At 64.3% G+C, this 18,976-nt stretch carries 18 protein-coding genes; 9 read left to right on the forward strand and 9 right to left on the reverse strand.

Going from position 1 to position 18,976, the window contains the following annotated elements; all coding sequences use genetic code 11:
• Positions 1-134: 134 nt before the first annotated feature.
• On the forward strand, positions 135-1,742 hold the full coding sequence (locus tag O987_RS07375) for an AMP-binding protein (protein ID WP_235214289.1): 1,608 nt from the start codon (positions 135-137) through the stop codon (positions 1,740-1,742).
• A 96-nt stretch (positions 1,743-1,838) separates the two neighbouring features.
• Here the strand turns inward: O987_RS07375 and O987_RS07380 are convergent, their stop codons facing one another.
• The 3 genes from O987_RS07380 to O987_RS07390 all read right to left on the reverse strand — a co-directional run bounded on the left by O987_RS07380 (position 1,839) and on the right by O987_RS07390 (position 5,595).
• Positions 1,839-2,234: a hypothetical protein gene (locus tag O987_RS07380; RefSeq protein ID WP_235214291.1), complete on the reverse strand. Its 396-nt coding sequence runs from the start codon at positions 2,232-2,234 to the stop codon at positions 1,839-1,841.
• Between the two features lie 209 nt (positions 2,235-2,443).
• Positions 2,444-3,799 carry a spinster family MFS transporter gene (locus O987_RS07385; RefSeq protein ID WP_051962136.1) on the reverse strand — a complete coding sequence of 452 codons (1,356 nt, stop codon included), beginning with the start codon at positions 3,797-3,799 and terminating at the stop codon, positions 2,444-2,446.
• 80 nt (positions 3,800-3,879) lie between these two features.
• Positions 3,880-5,595, reverse strand: a complete 1,716-nt coding sequence (locus O987_RS07390; protein WP_043371334.1) for an N-acyl-D-amino-acid deacylase family protein — start codon at positions 5,593-5,595, stop codon at positions 3,880-3,882.
• Between the two features lie 285 nt (positions 5,596-5,880).
• On the opposite strand from O987_RS07390, the gene O987_RS07395 reads away from it, so the two are divergent.
• Positions 5,881-7,176, forward strand: coding sequence for an MFS transporter (locus O987_RS07395; protein ID WP_050785786.1), 1,296 nt, complete (start codon positions 5,881-5,883; stop codon positions 7,174-7,176).
• Entirely contained in the window at positions 7,173-7,898 is a 726-nt protein-coding gene (locus O987_RS07400; protein ID WP_043371336.1) for an EthD domain-containing protein, read from the forward strand. The genes O987_RS07395 and O987_RS07400 overlap by 4 nt, the downstream gene beginning before the upstream one ends.
• A gap of 174 nt (positions 7,899-8,072) precedes the next feature.
• On the opposite strand, the gene O987_RS07405 is transcribed toward O987_RS07400, so the two are convergent.
• The 3 genes from O987_RS07405 to O987_RS07415 form a co-directional block, all read right to left on the reverse strand.
• Positions 8,073-9,182, reverse strand: coding sequence for a Rieske 2Fe-2S domain-containing protein (locus tag O987_RS07405; RefSeq protein WP_043371338.1), 1,110 nt, complete (start codon positions 9,180-9,182; stop codon positions 8,073-8,075).
• A 147-nt stretch (positions 9,183-9,329) separates the two neighbouring features.
• The gene (locus tag O987_RS07410) at positions 9,330-10,175 is read right to left on the reverse strand and encodes an SDR family NAD(P)-dependent oxidoreductase (protein ID WP_043371342.1); all 846 of its coding nucleotides are present in this window, start codon (positions 10,173-10,175) and stop codon (positions 9,330-9,332) included.
• Positions 10,176-10,202: 27 nt separating this feature from the next.
• Complete coding sequence (locus O987_RS07415; RefSeq protein ID WP_235214293.1) at positions 10,203-11,537, reverse strand: spinster family MFS transporter; 1,335 nt, start codon at positions 11,535-11,537, stop codon at positions 10,203-10,205.
• A gap of 125 nt (positions 11,538-11,662) precedes the next feature.
• On the opposite strand from O987_RS07415, the gene O987_RS07420 reads away from it, so the two are divergent.
• Positions 11,663-13,087, forward strand: coding sequence for a coniferyl aldehyde dehydrogenase (locus O987_RS07420; protein ID WP_003057370.1), 1,425 nt, complete (start codon positions 11,663-11,665; stop codon positions 13,085-13,087).
• Between the two features lie 285 nt (positions 13,088-13,372).
• Positions 13,373-14,143 (forward strand): SDR family NAD(P)-dependent oxidoreductase, encoded by a 771-nt coding sequence (locus O987_RS07425; RefSeq protein ID WP_043371350.1) that lies wholly within the window; start codon positions 13,373-13,375, stop codon positions 14,141-14,143.
• Between the two features lie 273 nt (positions 14,144-14,416).
• On the opposite strand, the gene O987_RS07430 is transcribed toward O987_RS07425, so the two are convergent.
• The gene (locus O987_RS07430; protein ID WP_043371352.1) at positions 14,417-15,352 is read right to left on the reverse strand and encodes a LysR family transcriptional regulator; all 936 of its coding nucleotides are present in this window, start codon (positions 15,350-15,352) and stop codon (positions 14,417-14,419) included.
• Between the two features lie 80 nt (positions 15,353-15,432).
• On the opposite strand from O987_RS07430, the gene O987_RS07435 reads away from it, so the two are divergent.
• The 4 genes from O987_RS07435 to O987_RS07450 are packed head-to-tail and all read left to right on the forward strand — an operon-like array spanning position 15,433 to position 17,709.
• Complete coding sequence (locus O987_RS07435) at positions 15,433-16,071, forward strand: DsbA family protein (protein ID WP_043371354.1); 639 nt, start codon at positions 15,433-15,435, stop codon at positions 16,069-16,071.
• A gap of 48 nt (positions 16,072-16,119) precedes the next feature.
• On the forward strand, positions 16,120-17,019 hold the full coding sequence (locus O987_RS07440; protein ID WP_043371357.1) for an MBL fold metallo-hydrolase: 900 nt from the start codon (positions 16,120-16,122) through the stop codon (positions 17,017-17,019).
• 17 nt (positions 17,020-17,036) lie between these two features.
• Positions 17,037-17,429 (forward strand): nuclear transport factor 2 family protein, encoded by a 393-nt coding sequence (locus O987_RS07445; protein ID WP_043376201.1) that lies wholly within the window; start codon positions 17,037-17,039, stop codon positions 17,427-17,429.
• A 19-nt stretch (positions 17,430-17,448) separates the two neighbouring features.
• Entirely contained in the window at positions 17,449-17,709 is a 261-nt protein-coding gene (locus tag O987_RS07450) for a hypothetical protein (RefSeq protein WP_003057363.1), read from the forward strand.
• A 131-nt stretch (positions 17,710-17,840) separates the two neighbouring features.
• Here O987_RS07450 and O987_RS07455 read toward each other — a convergent pair whose 3' ends face one another.
• Positions 17,841-18,332, reverse strand: a complete 492-nt coding sequence (locus tag O987_RS07455; RefSeq protein WP_003057362.1) for a hypothetical protein — start codon at positions 18,330-18,332, stop codon at positions 17,841-17,843.
• A gap of 110 nt (positions 18,333-18,442) precedes the next feature.
• A complete protein-coding gene (locus tag O987_RS07460) occupies positions 18,443-18,826 on the reverse strand; it encodes a cytochrome c (RefSeq protein ID WP_043371359.1) in 384 nt (127 codons plus the stop codon).
• Positions 18,827-18,976: the final 150 nt, after the last annotated feature.

Here is an 18,976-nt window from a genome sequence, read left to right on the forward strand (position 1 = left end):
AAGGGTCTGTCCCCAGTTCAAGCGGACGATGGATGCCGCAGGCCAGCCGCCGAGCATGAGAGCGATTGCAGACACAGTGAATTCAGAACAACTCAAGGACAGACGGAGACAGGAAGATGAAGCGGACCTTCAATTTGGCAGATATTTTTGAGCTGGTGGTACAGGCCGTACCTGATCGCACGGCCTTCGGTTGCGGCGACCAGAAGCTCAGCTTCAAGCAGCTCGACGAGCGAGCCAATCAGCTGGGCAATGCGCTGCGCGCGCGCGGCATCGGGCGGGGCGACAACGTCGGCATCCAGCTCTACAACTGCGCCGAGTATCTGGAGGCCTTTTTTGCCTGCAGCAAGATCGGCGCCGTGCCGGTGAACGTCAACTACCGCTATGTGGCCGATGAGCTGCAGGGACTGTTCAACAGCCTGGATCTGCGAGCCCTGGTCTATGGCGCGGACTTCGATGCATCGGTGCTGGAAGTCATGCCCCGGGTGCCCACGCTGCGCCTTGCGCTGCGGGTTGGCACTGTGCGCGATGGCCTGCCCAGAAGCGTTCAGCCCTACGAGTCGGTGCTGGCCGAAGGCGCCCGGGAACTCACGGACGCCGAGCGCAGCGACGACGATATCTTCATGCTCTGCACCGGCGGCACCACGGGCTTGCCCAAGGGCGTGATGTGGCCTCACAAATCGCTGTTCATGGGGGCCCTGGGCGGTGGCGGCTATTACTTCCGCCGTCCCCCCATCGAGACACCCGAGGAGCTGCTGCAACTGGTGCCCAACGGCCCGGCGCTGGCCTATCTGGCGGCGGCTCCGCTCATGCATGGCGCGGCCATGTGGGCGACCCTGATCAGCCTGTTTTCCGGGCACCCTGTCTATGTGAACGAGCGCAAGAACTTCGATCCCGTGCATATGCTGGATCTGATCGAGCATCACCAGATCAATGTGATGGCAGTGGTGGGCGATGCCATGGCCCTGCCCATCATCCAGGCGCTCGAGAACAACCCTGGGCGATGGCCGCTCAAGTCGCTGATGATTTTCGGCAACGGCGGTGCTGTGTTCTCGCGTCATCTGCAGGAGCGGCTGCTGCTGCAGGTGCCGCATCTGGTGCTCAACAACGGTATGGCCAGCTCCGAATCCGGCGTTCTGGGCGGGGGGGAGAAGACGCCCGAGGGCGAAGGTTTCATGCGCATCGCGCCGCGTCCCGACCTGAGTGTGATCTCAGAGGACCTGCGCATTCTGAGCCAGCCCGGAGAGGAAGGCATTCTTTCGCGCCGTGGCCACATGCCCCTGGGCTATTACGGCGATCCCAAGAAAACGGCCGAGACCTTCGTCATGGTTGATGGCAGCCGCTGGGTGTTGACGGGGGACAGGGCTCGCATCGACACCACGGGTGAATATGTGGTGCTGGGCCGCGGCTCGCAATGCATCAACACCGGGGGGGAGAAGGTCTACCCCGAGGAGGTGGAGGAAACCGCGCGCCGCTACCCGCCGGTTCAGGATGTGGTGGTCGTGGGCGTTCCGGACGAGCGCTGGGGCAGCAAGGTGGTGGCCGTGGTGCAGGTGCAGCCGGGCCACGAATTCGATCTGCAGGAGTTCGAGAAAGTCTGCCGCAGCAATCTGTCGGGCTACAAGCTGCCGCGCGCCGTGTATCTGGCCACTGAAGTCAGGCGCAGCCCGGCAGGCAAGGCTGATTACCGCTGGGCCAAGGCCTATGTGGCCGGGCATGAGCCGCTGACTGCCGCGACAGCCTGAGCGAGAAGAAGGAGCATTTGCAGACGGTGAAGGAATACCCTGTTCGTCGCGCCTGACGACGGGATTCAAAGGAGGCCCCGGCCTCCTTCTTTTTTTTCAGCGTGCCGCAGCGCAGATCCGGCGCGCCGTCTTCTCGGACTTCAGTGCCACAAATGCCTTTGCCTGCGCGTCATAGCGGTGTGCAATCACATACCGGCTGCAGCGATCCGAATAGCGTGCGCAGGTCTGCATGGCCACGCACAGATGGGGCCCGCTCCCCCAGACCTTGGCGGGCGGCCTGTCGTAAATGCCTTCATACAGCGTCTGCTCCTGCGCTCCCCCGTCATTCCATCTGGCCACGATTTCAGAAGAGAAATGGTCAAAGCCGACGCTGCTGTAGCCCACCTCGTAGTCAATCGTGCCCAGTCTGGTGATGGAAGTGCGGCCCGTGGCCTGCTGGTCCCAGGCGGCAGTCTCCTGCGCGCTGCAGGATATGGCGAAACAGCTCAGCATGAGCGATGCTTGAAGCGGGATAGAGAGCTTGCGCAGGTACATGGCGTGTAGGCCCGGAAATTGACGCAGCCACTATATCGCCGGTCTCGGCCAGGCACCGCCCGGCGCAGCCAGCGACGGCTTTGCGATCCGGAATGCGAGATCGCCCGGGCCGGCCATGGCCTGGCAGATGGCCGGGGCGCTGGCGGCTGCTCAGTTGCTCGGGTGCCTCAGGTATCTGGATGGCCTTGGACCCTGCGCACATAGTCACGCAGCGAGAGCAGGTAGCAGAGCACGGCCAGCAGACAGCATCCGACCATGGCCACCAGGCCATAGCGCAGGGCTTCCTTGCCGTAGCTGGCCGTCAGGCCGTCGCTGATCAGGCCCACGACCAAGGGCCCCAGTCCTCCGCCCACGGCAGAGGCGCAGAGTCCGAAGATCGCCATCGCCGTGGCCATGCGTGTGGAGGCCACCACATTGGTCAGTGCCGCATAGGTGGGCGGAACCCAGAAGCTCATCAGCACGCCGAACACCAGATAGGCGGGCATGGCCTGCGGCACTTTCAGGCCCCAAAGCGGCCAGATGCCTTCGGCAGGCGCCAGGTAGAAGTAGATGCCGAACGGGATGGAAAGCAGCACCCCCATGGCAGGCAGCCATAGCTGCCAGCGCGCATCGTGCCGGATCAGACGGTCGGTCAGCCATGCGCTGAACAGGGCCCCGGTGACGGCGGCGCTGGCACCCAGAACGCCAAAAATGGCACCTGCTTCCTTGAGGCTCAGGCCATAGGAGCGCACGAGAAAAGAGGTGTTCCAGATGCCTATGGCCTGACCGGCGAAGGTCAGTATCACGCCGGCTGTGGCAATGCCGACAAAGGCATGGTTGCGACGCAGCGACTGCAGGACCTGCAGAAATCCTTCCTGGGCCCGGGATATGTTGCCATCCGCATGCGGCAAGGGCTTGCGCAGCGGCTCCATGCAGGTAAGACGCAGCAGCATGGCCACCACCATGCCGGGAATGGCCATCCAGATGAAGACATGGCGCCAGCCGTATTCCTGCGCAATCCAGGCGCCTGCGCCCAGGCCGAACAGCACGCCAAAATGCGCGCCCAGCATATAGATGCCCATGGCGCGGCTGCGTTGCTCTGGAGGGTAGGCATCGGCGATCATCGACACCGACGGCGCGCTGCCGCCTGCCTCGCCGATCGCCACCGCCACGCGGGCAGCGGCCAGCGTCCAGAAACCCACTGCCAGCCCGCACAGGGCCGTGGCAATGCTCCAGGCCAGGCAGCACCAGGCAACCAGATTGCGCCGGTTGGAGCGGTCTGCATAGCGCCCGAACGGTATCGCCAGCACGCTGTAGAACAGCGCGAACGCGAGGCCGGTGAGCAGGCCCATGGCGCCGTCGGAGATATGGAACTCGGCCTGCACGGGCTGGATGAGAACGCCCATGATGTTGCGGTCGGCCATGGCCATGGTGTAGACGAAGAACAACACCAACAGCATGTAATTGCGCTGCCTGTGGCTCAGGGAAGACGGCTGCTCGTGAGCCGGGGGCGCGGTTCCGGAGGCGGATACGGGGATATGCACGGAGGTCTCCTGTCGAATGAAAAGCGGGTGCCGGTCTCAGGCGCCGTATTGGCCTCGAAGCCGTGGATGCCCTGGCGCGCTCAGCCGGGCGTCAGCTCGCTGCGCTTGAGCAGGCGGCCCGGCAATGCCTCGGTGGCACTGCCGTCGCGGTAGGTGATCTGGCCGGACTTGATGGTGTAGCGATAGCCCTGCGCGCCTTGTAGAAAGCGCTTGCCGCCGGCGGGCAGGTCTCTGGCGATATGCGGCGGCTCAATCCTGAGCGCCTGCAGATCGATGAGGTTGAGGTCCGCCAGCTTGCCCGGCTGCAGCACTCCCCGGTCGGCAAAGCCGTAGAGCGAGGCCGGCCGCTGCGTGAGCAGATGGATGGCCTGCTCGATGCTGAACAGGCCGCGCTCGCGCACCCATTCGGTAAGCAGGAACGTCGTGGCGCTGCCGTCGCAGATGGTGCCCACATGGGCGCCACCGTCGCCCAAGGCGGGTACGGTATGGGGATGGCCGAGCAGCTCGTGCACAGCGCTGCAGTCATGGTCCAGATAGTTGGCCATGGGCAGATAGACCAGGGCCTGGCCTTCACGCCCCAGCATGAAGTCGTACATCCACTCCAGCGGCGGCAAGCCGGCGGCATCGGCCAGCGCCTGAACCGAATCGCCTGCCTGCGGCAGATAGTTGGGCTCTTCGCCGCGCCAGGGATACATGCCCGCGAAGTTCTGGCCGAAATACTCCATGAACAGATGGGGGTTGCGGTCCTTCTCGCCGAGGATGGCGCTGCGCGTGGCGGGCAGTGCCAGCGCCCTGAGGCGTTCTGCCGGCTCGAGCGGCGCCAGCGCCGCATAGCTGGGGCGGCAGGAGAAGGGGTTCAGGCTGCACTCGAACCCCATGAGCACGCCCACCGGGCGGTTCAGCACCTGGCCCATGATGCGCAGCCCGTCGGCGTTGGCTTTCTCGATCTGCTGCAGCAGTTCGCGGTGCAGCTGCGGGCGGTGCGGATACTGAAGCACGGTGAGGGTGGCGGCACGGCCCGTGCGCTGAGCGACGCGTGTGAGTATGCTGAATTCATCGCCGACGTGTTCGAAGTCCGAGATCATCTGGAACACGCTGTTCGGGTAGTCCTTGAGCGCGAGTCCCAGCGCCAGCAACTCCTCGCTCGCGGCCTGGTACATGGGGGTGAAGTCCCCCGACTTGGAGCGGTGGGCCATGGTGCGCGAGGTGGAAAGGCCCACGGCGCCGGCGGCCAGGCCTTGCCGGACCAGTTGCTGCATGGCTTTGATGTCTTCGGCGCTGGCTGGCTCGCGCCGTATGGCGCGTTCGCCCATGGCGTGGACGCGCAGCGGCGCGTGAGGCAGCAGGGCGGCAATATCGATGTCGTAGCACCGCGCTGCCAAGGCTTGCAGATATTCGGGAAAGCTCTCCCAGCTCCATCGCAGACCTTCATGCAGCGCGGTGTCGGGGATGTCCTCCACCCCCACCATGAGCGCAATCAGCTGGTCCCTGTCTTCGGGCCGGCAGGGAGCAAAGCCCACGCCGCAGTTGCCCATCACCGCCGTGGTCACGCCCTGCTGCGAGCTGGGCCAAAGCCTCTCATCCCAGGTCGCCTGACCGTCGAAATGCGTGTGCACGTCCACAAAGCCCGGCGTCACCAGCAATCCGTCGGCATCGATCTGCTGCACGGCGTCGCCCAGTTGCTGGCCGATGGCGGCGATGTGCCCGTTGCGCACTCCGAGGTCCGCGCGGTAAATCGGGGCCCCGGTGCCGTCCACGATGCGGCCGTTGCGGATCAGCAAGTCGAACTGCTGCATAGGTCGGTCTCCTTGAGGTTCTGGTGCGCGGCCGTGCCCGCAGCAGCTTCCATTAAGAGGCAATCCGCACGCAACGCCTATCAGGGTTAGGGAATCGTCCGTTGGGACGATGTGGGTGCGGCAGCTCATGCATCACGATGCTCAGGGCGGTGCTGCAGCCGGCGGCATATCGCAGCACCGCGAGGTGCGAGACGGGTCGAAAGACTGCCGCCGTGCCGGACGTGCAGCGCACAGGGCGCGAGCAGCTGCCAGAGCTTCTGCGTGATGCCAAAAACCAAGAAAACAATGACCCAACCAAATCATCAGAACCCATCGAGAGGGTATGTGCTGGCGCTGCTGACGGCCTTGTCAGCGCTGACCTTCATGGACCGGCAGATCCTGGCCGTGCTGCTGCAGCCCATCAAGCAGGAGTTCGGCTTCTCGGACCTGCAGATCGGCCTGATTACCGGACTCGGCTTTGCGCTGACCTTTGCTGCGCTGGGCATACCTCTGGGGCGGCTGGCGGACCGCCATGAACGGCGCAGCCTGATTGCCTGGTGCCGGGGCGCCGGCGGCGCGGTGGCAGCACTGGGCGCGCTGGCCGCCGGCTCTGGCGGACTGACGGCATCGCGCGCCGGCGCTGCCCTGGGAGATGCCGGTGGCGGCGCGGCCTCCATGTCCATCCTGGCCGATCTCTACAAGCCCCATGAGCGCTCGCGTGCCATGAGTGTCTTCGGCGTCGGCAATGCGATGGGCGCCCTGCTGGCCTTGCTGCTGGGGCCGCTGTTTGCCGAGCTGTGGGGCTGGCGCGTGACCATGGTCGTCATCGGCGTGGCCATCATGCTCCTGTCCCTGGTGCTGCGCCTGAGTGTGCGCGAACCCGTTCGCACGGTCGGACAGGTGGGCGCGGCACCACAGGAAGGCCGGCAGCAGTCCCGCTCTGCAGTCGCCCTGATCTGGCAGGAGCCCGTGACCCGCTATCTGATTCTGGGTGCAGCCTGCGTGCTGATCGCGGGAATCTCGATCGGCGCCTGGAATGTGGCCTTGCTGGCGCGTCGCTTCGATCTCAGCCTCAAGCAGGCGGGCTCGATTTCCGCAGGGGCTGCTGTGCTCTCGGTCTCTGGCAGTCTGTTCTCGGGCTGGTTGACGGACCGGCTGGCGCGCAGCGACGTGCGCTGGCAGATCCGTATTCCCGTGATCGGCACCGCTGTGGCCATGGTGCTGGGTTTCGGCTATCTGCTGGTGGGTTCGGATCAATTCATGTTGTCCATGGCCTGCATGCTGGTCTATTCCTTCTTCACGGCCTGGTGGGCACCGGCCACCTATGCGGCCCTGAGCCTGGTCGTTGCCGCCGAGCGGCGCGCCACGGCCAGCGCCATGGTGCTGATGGCCGGGGCCTTGCTGGGCAACGGCGTGGGACCCATCGTGGCCGGCTGGCTCAGCGATGTGCTCAACAGCGTCGCACCCGGCGAAGGCCTGCGCTATGCCATGGCAATCATGATGTGCACGCTGGTGCCGGCGGTGTGGGCGTTCTACCGGGCCCTCCAGCATTACCCGGGGGCTTACCGCAGGGCCCACGCACCCGTGGCCGTTGCCGCATGAAGAGGCAGGCGGCCAGCGAGCAGGGCGGCGGCGCCGTCTGGAAGATGATCTATCTGGCGCGGCGCAATCCGGCGCTGCGCCCAGAGGAGTTTGCGCAGGCCTGGCGCGAGCATTCCGCGCTGGGCCGCCTGTGCCGCAACGTGGGCCAGCGTGTCAAGGCCGTGGCCCAGTGCTCACGACATCTACAGGCACATGCCGCAGCCCTGAGCAAGGACCATGACGGCGTCAATCTCATGGTGCTGGCCGAGCGCGAAGCCGGCTCTGCGATCTGGAGCGACCCGGAAACTCTGGCCATCATGCGTCCCGACGAGCCGCGCGTGTTTGCCGACTATGTGCGCAATTTCTCGCTGCTGTGCCGTCAGCAGGTGTTGCGCGGCAGCCTGTGCGTAGATGTCTTGCCGCAGCACAAACAAGTCATGCTGATCGGCTTTTTGCAGCGCAGCGACGTCTGGCGCGGCGCTGCGGCCTTGCCTGAGATTTGTCCACTGCAGTGGCAAAGCGTTGCTCTGGGGCTGGCCAGCCGCATTGTCTGCAACACCATCGATGAGCAACCACCTTCCGGCTACGGCTACCGCCATGTGGTTGAGTGGTGGTTTGACTCGGTGGAGCAGGCGCAGGCGGCAGCGGTGTCACTCGATGTATCGGCCCGTGCGCAGGACGGCGAGTTTGGCTGGGGCGAACATGTCTTCATGCTGACAGAGGTGACGCACGCCAGATCTTGAGGACTTGAAAAATAGTAGCTTCTTACGCTTTATGAATAAGGAATTCAATATGTTTTGTATTGAATTTCCATGAAGATAAAGCGCTGGCAGCTATGGTTTTCAGGGAGAGGTCTTCAACCCTGCAAAAAAGGCCCATGCAAGCGCATGGGCCTTTGGCCTTGGAGTCAATGGATATCAGGCTGTCACTTCCTCGGCTTCCTGGGTATAGGCCACCATGCCGCGCGGAATGTATCTGCCTTCGCACTGGTCAAGATATTCGGCAGTCTTGGTGCGCGGGTTGTAGAACTGCTTGTACCAGATGCGGGCCTTGAGGAAGGCGCCGTTGCTGGGGATGAACAGCGGGTTCAGGCAGGGCGCCTTCTGCGACCAGACTTCGAAGTCCTGGGCAAAGGCCAGGCGGCTGGCCTCCTGGTACTGTTTGGCGGCAATTTCGTCCGCCTTGGTGGGCAGGCCGCCATGCGCGGTCTTCACCAGCAGGTTGTGCCAGACCTTGATCCTGCCGTCCTCGATGGGGGTATGCATGATCATCATGAAGGAGTTGAACATGCCGCTGACCTTGGAGACCAGGATGGCGGGGCCGTGGTACCAGGTGTCGGTGTGCAGATCGGCGCTGGCACCGCCTTCGCCCACCAGGGTGCGGTGACCGCCGCACTGGCGCTGGATGGCATTGTGGCCCTTGAACTCGTTCTCGAAGCGCGCCACGGTGGAGCCGTGGATGGGGCTCAGATGACCATAGTCGGCAATGTTGTCCACGACCTCCATGGGATGCTGGTTCAACTCGCCCAGGTAGTCCCATTGACCGTTGACATAGGTCTCGTCATGCCAGTCGCCAAAAGTGGGCAGATCGTAGTCGGGCTCGCCGCCTTCGGGATCGAACCAGACCCAGATGGCGCCGTACTGCTCGACCACCTTCCAGCTCTTGACCGCGGCCGCAGCCGGAATGGCGCCGTCGTGGTAGGGGATGTGGTTGCACTTGCCGTCCGCGCCGAAGCGCCAGCCGTGGTAGGGGCAGCGGATGCCGTCGCCTTCCACATTGCTGCCGCCGCCGTCGATGACCACATAGCTGGTGGCGTTGGGCGCCGCCAGATGGGTCTTCATATGGGGACAGTAAGCGTCCAGCAGCACGACCTTGCCGCTTTCGCGGCCGCGGTACAGCGCGAAATCCTGGCCGAAGAAGCGCACGGCCACGGGCTTGTGGGTGTCGAGCGCACTGGCCTCGGAAATCATGAACCAGCCACGCGGGTAGGTAAATTCACCGAGGCGGTAGTCCTTCGTGGTTGCCATTGCAGAGGTCTCCGTATTTAGTTTTGGACGGATGCATCTTCTGGCAGGCGGCGCCGCCGCGCATACTCTGTTTGGACGAGTGCCGGAGCGCTTTTGAGCTGGCGCAAACTGCCCAGGGTTTGCACCAGTCCGAGTGTGAGTGCGTGCTCAGGAGGTGGTCGCGGCCGCTGCCACACGCTCCTGGTACAGAGGCTGCAGGTCCAGCATGGTGTGGGACTTGGCCAGCGACAGGGCCTCGGGCTCGGAGCCCAGCCAGAACAGGGCGGCTGCGATCTGTTCGGGCGTGGCCGCGCCATAGCGCTGGGCCAGCACGCCGTCGTCGCCCAGCGTGGCCTTGACGGCCTCCGTCGTCACCACACCGGGGTTGACGCTGAAGGCGCGTACATTCTGCTGCCTGTACTCGGTGTTGATGCAGCCGGCCAGGCGCGCAACAGCGGCCTTGGAAGCCCCGTAGGCAAATCCCCAGCCGCCCTGGTCGGCCGGCACGGGCGGGTTGTATTGACCTGCGGCCGAGCACACATTGATGATGCGGCCGCCGCCTTGTGCCGCCATGGAGGGAAGCAGGCGCTGGGCCAGATGGAACGGGGCGATGACATTGCCCAGCAGGCAGCGCTGCAGCGACCCGGCCGTGATCTCGGGGATCAGGTGGTTGATCTCGCGGTTCTGGTAGACGGCGTTGTTGATCAGCAGATCGACACGGCCAAAGCGCTGCAGCACGGCATCGGCCGCCTTGTCCAGGCTGGTCAGCTCCATCAGGTCCATGACATGGGCAAATACCTCGCCGCCTGCGGCCTCGATGGCTCGGGCGGTGGACTCCAGACTGCCGGACAGCAACTGGCCGTTGGGCAGACGCAGCTGGTTGTCCAGCTGCGCGCCTTCGGTCAGCGTGCGCGCGGTGATGGCCACGCGCCAGCCCCGCAGGGCAAAGAAGATGGCGGTTGCCGCGCCGATGCCACGGCTGGCACCGGTGATGAGAACGACGGGCTGGCTCATGAGAGTCTCCGGTTTTTTTGGGGGGGGTCAGGCGGCAGCCGTCTGCAGCTGCTGCAGGCGCTGACGGTAGGGGCGAATGGCCAGTGCGAAGAAGATCGAGGTGATGAGCAGCAGCGAGGTCACGCCCATCAGCGCCCAGCGCAGGCCTTCGGAGCCATGGGTTTGGGCAAAGTAGTCCGACAGGATGCCGGTGACCAGCGGGCCCAGGCCCACACCCAGCAAGGTCATGAACAGGTTGAGCAGGGCCGAGGCCACGCTGCGCTCGGCGGCCGTCACCATCTGGCTCACGGCGCTGTATGAGAGCGTGGCGAACCAGCTCGCGAAGAAACCGAACAACAGCGCAAAGGCCATGGCGTAGGGGACCTTGATGCCGGCAACCGTCCAGAAGTCGGAAACGGGCCAGAAGAAGACGGCCACGCCGGCCGGCACGGCGCAGAGCGTGCCCATGGCGGCCAGACGCAGCTGCCAGCGCGCGTCGCGCTGGGTCAGCCTGTCGCTGAGCCAGCCACAGAACATGGCGCCGAACACTGCCCCCAGGCCGCTGGCCAGGCCGAACACCAGGCCGGCGTGAGAGATGCTCATGCCGTGAATGCGCATGAAAAAGCTCGGTGCCCAGACGCCGTAGCCATAGCCCGCAATACCGGCCACGCCGCAGGCGATGCAGATATTGCGCAGCGGCGCCATGCCCAGCAGACGCCTGAGCTGGCGGAACATGGATTCACGCGGGGCGCTGCCTTGCGCGGCGACTCGGGCGGTTTCATAGGCGCCGCGTGCGGGTTCCCTGACAAAGAAATACACCAGCAGGGCCAGAATCACGCCCGGAATGCCGAAGGCCAGAAACACGGAGCGCCAGCCGTAGTGCTGGGCCACCATGCCGCCGATGACCAGGCCCAGCAGCGTGCCCAGGTTGGGGCCCATCATGAACAGGCTGATGGCAAACGAGCGCATCTTGGGTGGGTAGAGATCGGAGACTATGGACACCGACGGCGCCATGCCGCCTGCCTCGCCCACGGCCACGCTCATGCGCGCCAGCAACATCTGCCAGTACTGGGTGGCGACGCCGCAGGCTGCGGTGGCCAGGCTCCAGATGCCGCAGCACAGGGCCACGATGTTGCGGCGGTTGCGGGTGTCGGCCAGACGCCCCACGGGCACACCCAGCATCGCATAGATCAGACCGAAGGCCAGCCCCGTGAGCAGACCCATCTCGGTGTCGGAGGCACCGAATTCCTGCTTGACGGGTTCCAGCAAAATAGACAGAACCTGCCGGTCAATGAAGGAGAAAATATAGACCAGCGCCAGCAAGGCGAGGCTGAGATGAGTGCGCCAGCTGACGGCGGGAGGCGGGTTTTGAGGGGTGTGCATGCGCAGCATCGTGCGAGGGGCTCAGGGTTATGCCATCGTCTTTTTGGACGACGACCGGGAAATCTTCAGGTCCGAGCATGTGCCTTCCCGTTCATGGCTTTCAAGAGAAATATTCAGGAGACAAAATGACCCAGACGAATTCGTCCATCGGCATCCGCCAGCTGCTGGACATGCAAAAGCAGGCTTTCATCGAAGAAGGTGCAGTCAGCGCCGAAGTGCGCATGCAGCGCCTGCAGCAGCTCATCGACATGCTGGTGGAGCACAGGAATGCCCTGTGCCAGGCCATGGGTGAAGACTTCGGCGGCCGCCCTGCCGTATTTTCGCTGGCCAACGACATCCTGGGCTCGCTGGCCTCGCTCAAGCATGCGCGCGACCATCTCAAGGACTGGCTGGGCGACTCGGTGCGTCCCAGCGTCAAACCCTTCGACATGTTTGGTGCCACGGCCTGGGTCAAGTACCAGCCCAAGGGCGTGATCGGCATCATCGGCACCTGGAATGCGCCGCTGTTCACCTTGCTGTCGCCGCTGGCCTGCGCATTCGCGGCGGGCAACCGGGCCGTGCTCAAACCTTCCGAAATCGCACCGCGCACGGCCCAGGTGCTGGCCGAGGCCGTGGCCAAACGCTTTGATCCCCAGGTACTGGCCGTGGTGCAGGGCGGCCCCGAGGTGGCGGCAGCATTTGCCGAGCAGCCCTGGAACCACCTGGTCTTCACGGGCTCCACCAGCGTGGGCAAGCTCATCATGGCTGCCGCCGCGAGGAATCTGGTGCCCGTGACGCTGGAGCTGGGCGGCAAGTCTCCGGTGCTGGTCGGCGACACGGCCGATATCGCCCATGCGGCCGAACGCATTGCCGTGGGCAAGTCGCTGAACTCCGGCCAGCTGTGCGTGTCACCCGACGAGGTCTGGGTCCATGAGTCGCGGCTGCAGGCGCTGGCCGAAGGGATTGCGGCGCAATACCAGTCGCTGTATCCCTCGGTGAGCGGCAATGCGGATATGACGCCTGTGATCAACGAGCGACACCATGCCCGTGTGAAAGCCTATGTGGACGATGCCAAGGCGCGTGGCCTGAGCGTGCTGGAAGTCGGTGCCGCGCAAGCCGGATCGGACCGTCGCCTGCCGCTGGCGCTGGTCATCAACCCGCCTGCCGACGCCGAGATCTCCCTGCATGAAATCTTCGGCCCGGCCCTGGTACTGCGCAGTTTCCACAATATCCGCGATGCGGTGGCGGCGATCAATGCCGGCGAGCGCCCGCTGGCGCTGTACTACTTCGGCAACGACGAGACGGAGCAGGGCTGGGTGCTGGACAACACGCTGTCCGGCGGTGTCTCCATCAACGATGTGGTCATGCATCCGGCGCTGGAAGACGCCCCGTTCGGCGGCGTGGGGGCTTCGGGCATGGGTCACTACCATGGCCGGGAGGGCTTTCTCGAGTTCAGTCATGCGCGCTCCGTCTACAAGGCTGGCAGCCACGACCCGCGTCGAGAGTGGGGCATGCTGCCGCCATATAACGAGCAGTTCGCACAGATGCTGCAGGCCGCTGTCACCCCCTGAGCCGAAGCGCGGCTTGCCCCTCTGTGCTTCGCGGAGGGGAACGACAGCTTCGCTGAGGGACAGCGGAGCATCCTGGGTCCTTGCTCGCTGTCTCTGATTCTGAATCTGCCTGATTCGCGGCTCTTCCCCGGTGCAGCGCTATCCATTTCAGGGGCTCATTTCTTGCGTGTTGACACAAGCTGCACGGGCCGACCATGGGAGTTGTCTCATGGTCCGTTTGGCTGATGTTTCAAAAGCGTTTCATGCAGAGCATGGCTGGCTTGGAACGCAATCAGAGGAAGAGACATGAACGAGATTTTTCGCCAGTTTTCGCTGGAGGGTCAGGTTGCTGTAGTGACCGGTGCGGGCAAGGGAATTGGCCGTGCTTGTGCGATCACGCTGGCCAGGGCGGGCGCCGATGTGGCGCTGTTTGCGCGAACCGAGGCGGATCTGCAGGCCGTCAAGGCCGAGATCGAAGTGTTGGGGCGCCGCGCCATCATCGTGCCTGGCGATGTGAACCGGGACGAGGACCTGCAGGCCCTGATCGATCGCACCGTGGCCGAGCTGGGCAAGATCAATGTGCTCATCAACAATGTGGGCGGCGGCGGCCCCAACGACCCACGCAAGGTCACGGGCAAGGCCGTGGGCGACATGCTGGCCTTCAATGTGGTGCCTGCCTATACGCTGATCCAGAAGGTGGCCGCCGCCATGGACGCCGCAGGCGGCGGCGCGGTGGTCAATATCTCGTCCACGGCGGCGCGCTACTCGCAAAAGTACTTCAGCGCTTATGCGGCTTCCAAGGCCGCGCTCAACCAGCTCACGCGCTGCCTGGCGCAGGACTTTGGCCCGAGGGTGCGTATCAACGCCATCGAGCCCGGCACCATCATGACCGATGCGCTGGCACCGTTTCTCACGCCCGAGCGCAAGGAGCGCATGGAAAAGACCACGCCCATGGCACGCATGGGCCAGCCCGAAGACATTGCCAACGCCGCGCTGTTTCTGGCCAGTCCCGCATCCAACTGGGTGACCGGCAAGGTGCTGGGAGTGGACGGAGGCGTGGAAGCGCCCAACTTCTGAGTCTGAAGGCATCGCGCAGGCGGGACCGACCGCTGCGTGCAGAAAAAGGGAGCCTGGGCTCCCTTTTTTCATGCACATCTCGACAAAGTCTCTTGAGCCGAGCCGCGGCATGAATCGAGCCTTTGCGTTCCCGTTCAAGCGCAATTCCAAGGTCTGCAAGGTCTGCAAGCTGCAGCCCCCCGGATGACGCAGCGGTTGTGCGATGGCGGTCTGGTATGGCTTCAGCATGTCGTCGTCAGAGCCCCTTGTTTGGCGCCTGATGGCCGGCCTCGGTCATGTCTTGGGCCGGATGAGCTCCTGCATCAGGTCCACAAAGGCTTTCACCTTTGCAGGCCGAAAGCGTGCCGTCGGGAATACGGCATGAATGCCTCCGGAGGGCAGCGACCATCTGGGCAGCACCTGCATCAGCGTACCGCTCTTCAAATCATCGGCCACTGCGAAGTCGGGAAGTACCGACAGGCCCGCGCCCTGGCGCACGGCCTCGCGCACGCCCAGCGTTGCATCCAGCGAGATCACCGGATGCACGGTCACGCTCTGCTGCTCCAGCTCGCCGCGCGAGAAGCGCCAGCTGCAGGGCTCGCGCAAGGCAGTGTTCGCCACGAAAGGCAGCTCGCCGATATGCTGCGGCTGCTTGAGCTGCCCCACTTGCCGGCGCATTGAGGGCGCGGCAACCAGCAGTTGCCGGAAGCTCCCGATCTGACGGGCCTGCACGTTGAGGTCGGAAAGCCAGCCCACTCGGATTGCCAGCTCCACTTGCCCCGACATCAGGTCGAGCGACTGGTCGCTGAACACAGCATCCACCTTGCATTGGGGGTAGCGCCGGGTGAACTCGGTGATGGCAGGCACCACCGCCGTGATGCCATAGTCCAGCGGAGCAGTCAGGCGCAGGATGCCCGAAGGCTCGGCCGCCACTTCCCCGAGTTCGTCGAAGGCATCGCCTGCCTCCTTGAGGATGGATGCGCAGCGCTGATAAAAGAGCCGGCCTGCGTCGGTGGGAACGACCTTGCGGGTGGTGCGGGTCAGCAGCGTGGTGCGGAACTCATGCTCGAGTCTGGCGACCTGCTGGCTGACCACGGCCTTGGTGATGCCCAGCCGGTCTGCGGCGGCCGTGAAGCTGCCGGTCTCCACCACGGCCGCGAAGTAGGCTAGGCGCTTGAGATTGGCAAGCCTGCCGGCTATGGATTCTTCTGGATTGTTTGCCATTGACATACGGTTTATCTATTCGATCGGGATTTTTCTGTCAATGCTTTGTTTCTACGATCACGGTATTCAAGCCATGGAGCCCTGTTTTGACCAAGACCCTGCATTACGTATTCGATCCTCTGTGCGGCTGGTGCTACGGTGCCGCCGCAGCAGTGGCGGCTCTGGGCGAGGCCCCCGAGGTCGAACTGCGCCTGCTGCCCAGCGGTCTCTTCTCCGGCGCGGGTGCACGCCCCATGGACGATGACTTTGCGGCCTATGCCTGGAGCAACGACCAGCGCATTGAGCGCCTGACGGGCCAGCGCTTTAGCGAGCGCTACCGCAGCCAGGTGCTGTCGGACCGCAAGCAGCGGTTCGACAGCGGCCCGGCCACCCTGGCGCTGAGCGCCGTCAGCCTGACCGCCCCCGAGCGCGAGCTTGAGGCTCTTGAAGCCATCCAGCACGCGCGATATGTCAACGGCGAGGACATCACCCGGCCGGAGCCGCTGACGGCCGTGCTGCAGGCCCGGGGACTTGAGCAGGCGGCTGCATGCCTGCTGCGGTCTGATGGCGAACTGCTGGCTGTCAATCGAGCCCGCATCGAAGGCGCAAAGGCACTGCAGAGCCAGCTTGGCGCGCGTGGCGTTCCAAGCTTCATCCTGGAAACCCATGGCCAGCGCCAACTGCTGAACTCCAGTGCCGCTTACGCCAATCCGCAGGCCTTTGCCGAGCAAATTGCCAAGGCCTGAGGCTTCACCTTTCAACCCTGCCATTTCGAACTTCACCGGAGAACCATCATGATGAATCGCCGAGACTTTGTCCAAACCGCCGCCGCTGCCAGCATCGCCACAGGCCTGGCGGGTTGCGCCGCTGCCGTGACCGGCCACTCCAGGCTGCAATGGCAGCACTTCCCAGCAGACGACAAAGGATTTTTCCGCGCGCCCGTGCTGCTTTCGGGCGACCAGGAAGCCGTCCTCATCGACGGCGGCTTTTCCCTGCCCGATGGCCGCGCCGTGGCCGAAGCCATCAAGGCCTCGGGCAAGCAGCTGACCACCATCTACGTCAGCCAGAGCGACCCAGACTATTACTTCAGCCTGGGACCGATCAAGGCCGCCTTTCCCGCTGCCAGGGTGATCGCAGCCTCCGACACCATTGCCGCCATCCGCGCCAACGTGCAAAAGAAGATTGATACCTGGGCGCCCCAGCTCAAGGAGAACGGTCCGCAGAAGCTCGCCGACATCGTCTTTCCCGAAGCCTATGACGGTCCCGCGCTGATGCTGGAAGGCCACCGCATCGAAATCGTCAAGGCGCAGGGACTGGAGAACCGCCGCTACCTGTGGGTTCCCTCGCTGAATGCGGTCTTCGGCGGTGTGCTGGTGTTCTCGGGCCTGCATGTGTGGACGGCCGATACCCCGACGCCAGCCTCTCGCGCCGCCTGGGTCAGGAATCTGGAGGCCATCGCCGCACGCAAGCCGGCCGTGGTCGTGCCGGGCCACCTGGGCGCCCCTGGCGCGCTGGACGTTTCGGCCGTGAACTACACCCGCGAATACCTGCTGGCCTTCGAGCAGGAACTGGCCAAGGCCGCCAATGGCGATGCCTTGATCGCCGCCATGAACAAGCGCTATCCTGACGCCGGCCTGGCCGCTGCGCTGCAGATCGGCGCCAAGGTGGCCAAGGCCGAGATGAAATGGGGCTGAAGCCCGGGAAGCACACCATGACCACCAATCTGGACATCATCCGCTCGACCTACGAAGGTCTGCCCGAGGAGAACGGCAGGAATCTGCTGGCCGCACTGGCGCCCGACGCGCGGTGGACAGAGGCCGCCGGCTTTCCCTATGCCGGAACCTACGTCGGCCCGCAGCAAATCGTCGCGGGCGTGTTCCAGCGGCTGGCGACGGAGTGGGACGGCTACAGCGCCAAGGTCCACACCTACCTGGCCGATGGCGACCGCGTGGCCGCCTTCGGCGTCTACTCGGGCACCTATCGCAAGACGGGCAAGGCAATGACGGCTAGCTTCGCCCATCTGTACCGGCTCAACGAGGGCAGGATCACGAGCATGGAACAGTATGTGGACAGCCACCTGGTGCAGCAGGCGCTGCTGGCCTGAGCACAAGCGCAGTCCTGTCATGAGCGATGTCAACGCACAGTTGGAAGCCATCGTGCTGCAGATGCGGGCCGGGCAATGGAATGCCGCGCACGATGCCGTGCAGCAGCATGAAGGCCTGCTTGCAGCCTGGTTGCATGGGCTGCTGCATCTGCAGGAGGGCGATCTCGAGGACGCAGAGAACTGGTACGAGCGTGCCGGCCAGCGTTTCAGGCATCGCGGCACGCTGCAGCAGGAACTGGACCGGTTCGAGGCCGCACTGCGCTCTCGGCCCGGTGCGTGAGCTTCAGGCCGGCTCGCTGTCCGGTATTCGGCCTCTGGCCGTCACGGGTGCTGGCTGGTGTTGACGGCCCTCTCGGTGAACAGGCTCCTCAGTTCTGCGGAGAGCGGCGCCGGGCCATTGCCCGTCCTGGCTCAGTCCTCGCTGTAACGCGGGTAGCCTGCGTCTGCCCAGCGCTGCGCGGAGGCACGGTTGAGGCCATGGTCGGGCCGGACTCTTACCTTGGCCAGCTCGCTGCCGTCGGCCGCGGTGGCCGTGAGAGTCGCCGTGGGGTTGTCCTCATCGGGCTCGATATCGAGCGCCACGGTCACGCGCGATCCGCGAACATCGATCTGAATGGCTTTGTGCAACAGCGCCGCCTGGTGCTGCTCATGCCGGCGTATGACTTCGCTGGCGGTCTTCACCAGGGTGTTGAAGGCCGATACATCAAGAGGCTTGGGGTTCTTCTTGTCGCGCCCCATGGTCCATGGGCCGACCAGAGCGGGCTCCGCCTGGCCGTCCTGAGTCATGGACACGGCCCAGCCATCGTCGTCTTCATTCTTGATGACGCGGGCTTCCCAGCCCTTGTGATGCCAAAGGCGGTCTTCGAAGATGGAGAGGTCTTCTTGTTCGAGTTCTGCTGACATGTCTGGACCTTGGTCGGGGAGGTATCAAGTCCAGAGTCTACTGTTTCTTTATACAGTTTGCGGGGCTGGGTCTATACAGGCCAGGGCGTCCCGGGCAGGGGCGGGCGCAGTCATCGGCTTTTTGAAATCACGTCGCTCATGTATTTGTTCAGGTCGCGAAAATCCTGCACCGTCCAGGGATGCGGGGCGAGCTTGACCCCGTTCTCCCGCAGGGTTCTGGGAATCAGGTCCCCGTTCGGTCGGAGTATGACCGAGGAAACAATGACGCCCGGATATTCCTGGAGCCGCTTCCTGAAAGCTGCGCTGGTCAGATCCGGCGTGGGAGGATTGCTTTTCCTGGCCAAGGGGCCGGTGCCCTTGATATCTGCACCGTGGCAGACGGCACATCTCTGGGTGAAGAGATTTTTTCCATTGTTGTTCTGTGCAGAAGCCGGTGCTGCCTGGGTGAGCACCAGAATTCCCAGCAAAGCGATGAAGCATTCCCTTGCGTGCATTGGGTCTTGTCGTCGGTCGTGAGGTTGGAGGGGCCCGAAAAGTATAGGGCTGCTGGCCTGAAGCGGTGGCTTGCGGCTGGACGCAGTCCGGTGACTGTTTCCTGTTGCTCCGGGCAGACCAACTGGCGCCCAGCGGCAAAAGGCCGACAC

It is taken from the genome of Comamonas testosteroni TK102 (genome assembly GCF_000739375.1).
Lineage (GTDB): Bacteria > Pseudomonadota > Gammaproteobacteria > Burkholderiales > Burkholderiaceae_C > Comamonas > Comamonas brasiliensis.

Excerpts from the sequence above, each read along its gene's own strand:
- O987_RS07395 (WP_050785786.1), top strand. The coding sequence starts at position 5,881 with ATGACCCAACCAAATCATCAGAACCCATCGAGAGGGTATGTGCTGGCG.
- O987_RS07460 (WP_043371359.1), bottom strand. The coding sequence starts at position 18,826 with ATGCACGCAAGGGAATGCTTCATCGCTTTGCTGGGAATTCTGGTGCTC.
- O987_RS07450 (WP_003057363.1), top strand. The coding sequence starts at position 17,449 with ATGAGCGATGTCAACGCACAGTTGGAAGCCATCGTGCTGCAGATGCGG.
- O987_RS07440 (WP_043371357.1), top strand. The coding sequence starts at position 16,120 with ATGATGAATCGCCGAGACTTTGTCCAAACCGCCGCCGCTGCCAGCATC.
- O987_RS07445 (WP_043376201.1), top strand. The coding sequence starts at position 17,037 with ATGACCACCAATCTGGACATCATCCGCTCGACCTACGAAGGTCTGCCC.
- O987_RS07400 (WP_043371336.1), top strand. The coding sequence starts at position 7,173 with ATGAAGAGGCAGGCGGCCAGCGAGCAGGGCGGCGGCGCCGTCTGGAAG.
- O987_RS07410 (WP_043371342.1), bottom strand. The coding sequence starts at position 10,175 with ATGAGCCAGCCCGTCGTTCTCATCACCGGTGCCAGCCGTGGCATCGGC.
- O987_RS07425 (WP_043371350.1), top strand. The coding sequence starts at position 13,373 with ATGAACGAGATTTTTCGCCAGTTTTCGCTGGAGGGTCAGGTTGCTGTA.
- O987_RS07420 (WP_003057370.1), top strand. The coding sequence starts at position 11,663 with ATGACCCAGACGAATTCGTCCATCGGCATCCGCCAGCTGCTGGACATG.
- O987_RS07430 (WP_043371352.1), bottom strand. The coding sequence starts at position 15,352 with ATGTCAATGGCAAACAATCCAGAAGAATCCATAGCCGGCAGGCTTGCC.
- O987_RS07390 (WP_043371334.1), bottom strand. The coding sequence starts at position 5,595 with ATGCAGCAGTTCGACTTGCTGATCCGCAACGGCCGCATCGTGGACGGC.
- O987_RS07380 (WP_235214291.1), bottom strand. The coding sequence starts at position 2,234 with ATGCTGAGCTGTTTCGCCATATCCTGCAGCGCGCAGGAGACTGCCGCC.
- O987_RS07415 (WP_235214293.1), bottom strand. The coding sequence starts at position 11,537 with ATGCACACCCCTCAAAACCCGCCTCCCGCCGTCAGCTGGCGCACTCAT.
- O987_RS07455 (WP_003057362.1), bottom strand. The coding sequence starts at position 18,332 with ATGTCAGCAGAACTCGAACAAGAAGACCTCTCCATCTTCGAAGACCGC.
- O987_RS07405 (WP_043371338.1), bottom strand. The coding sequence starts at position 9,182 with ATGGCAACCACGAAGGACTACCGCCTCGGTGAATTTACCTACCCGCGT.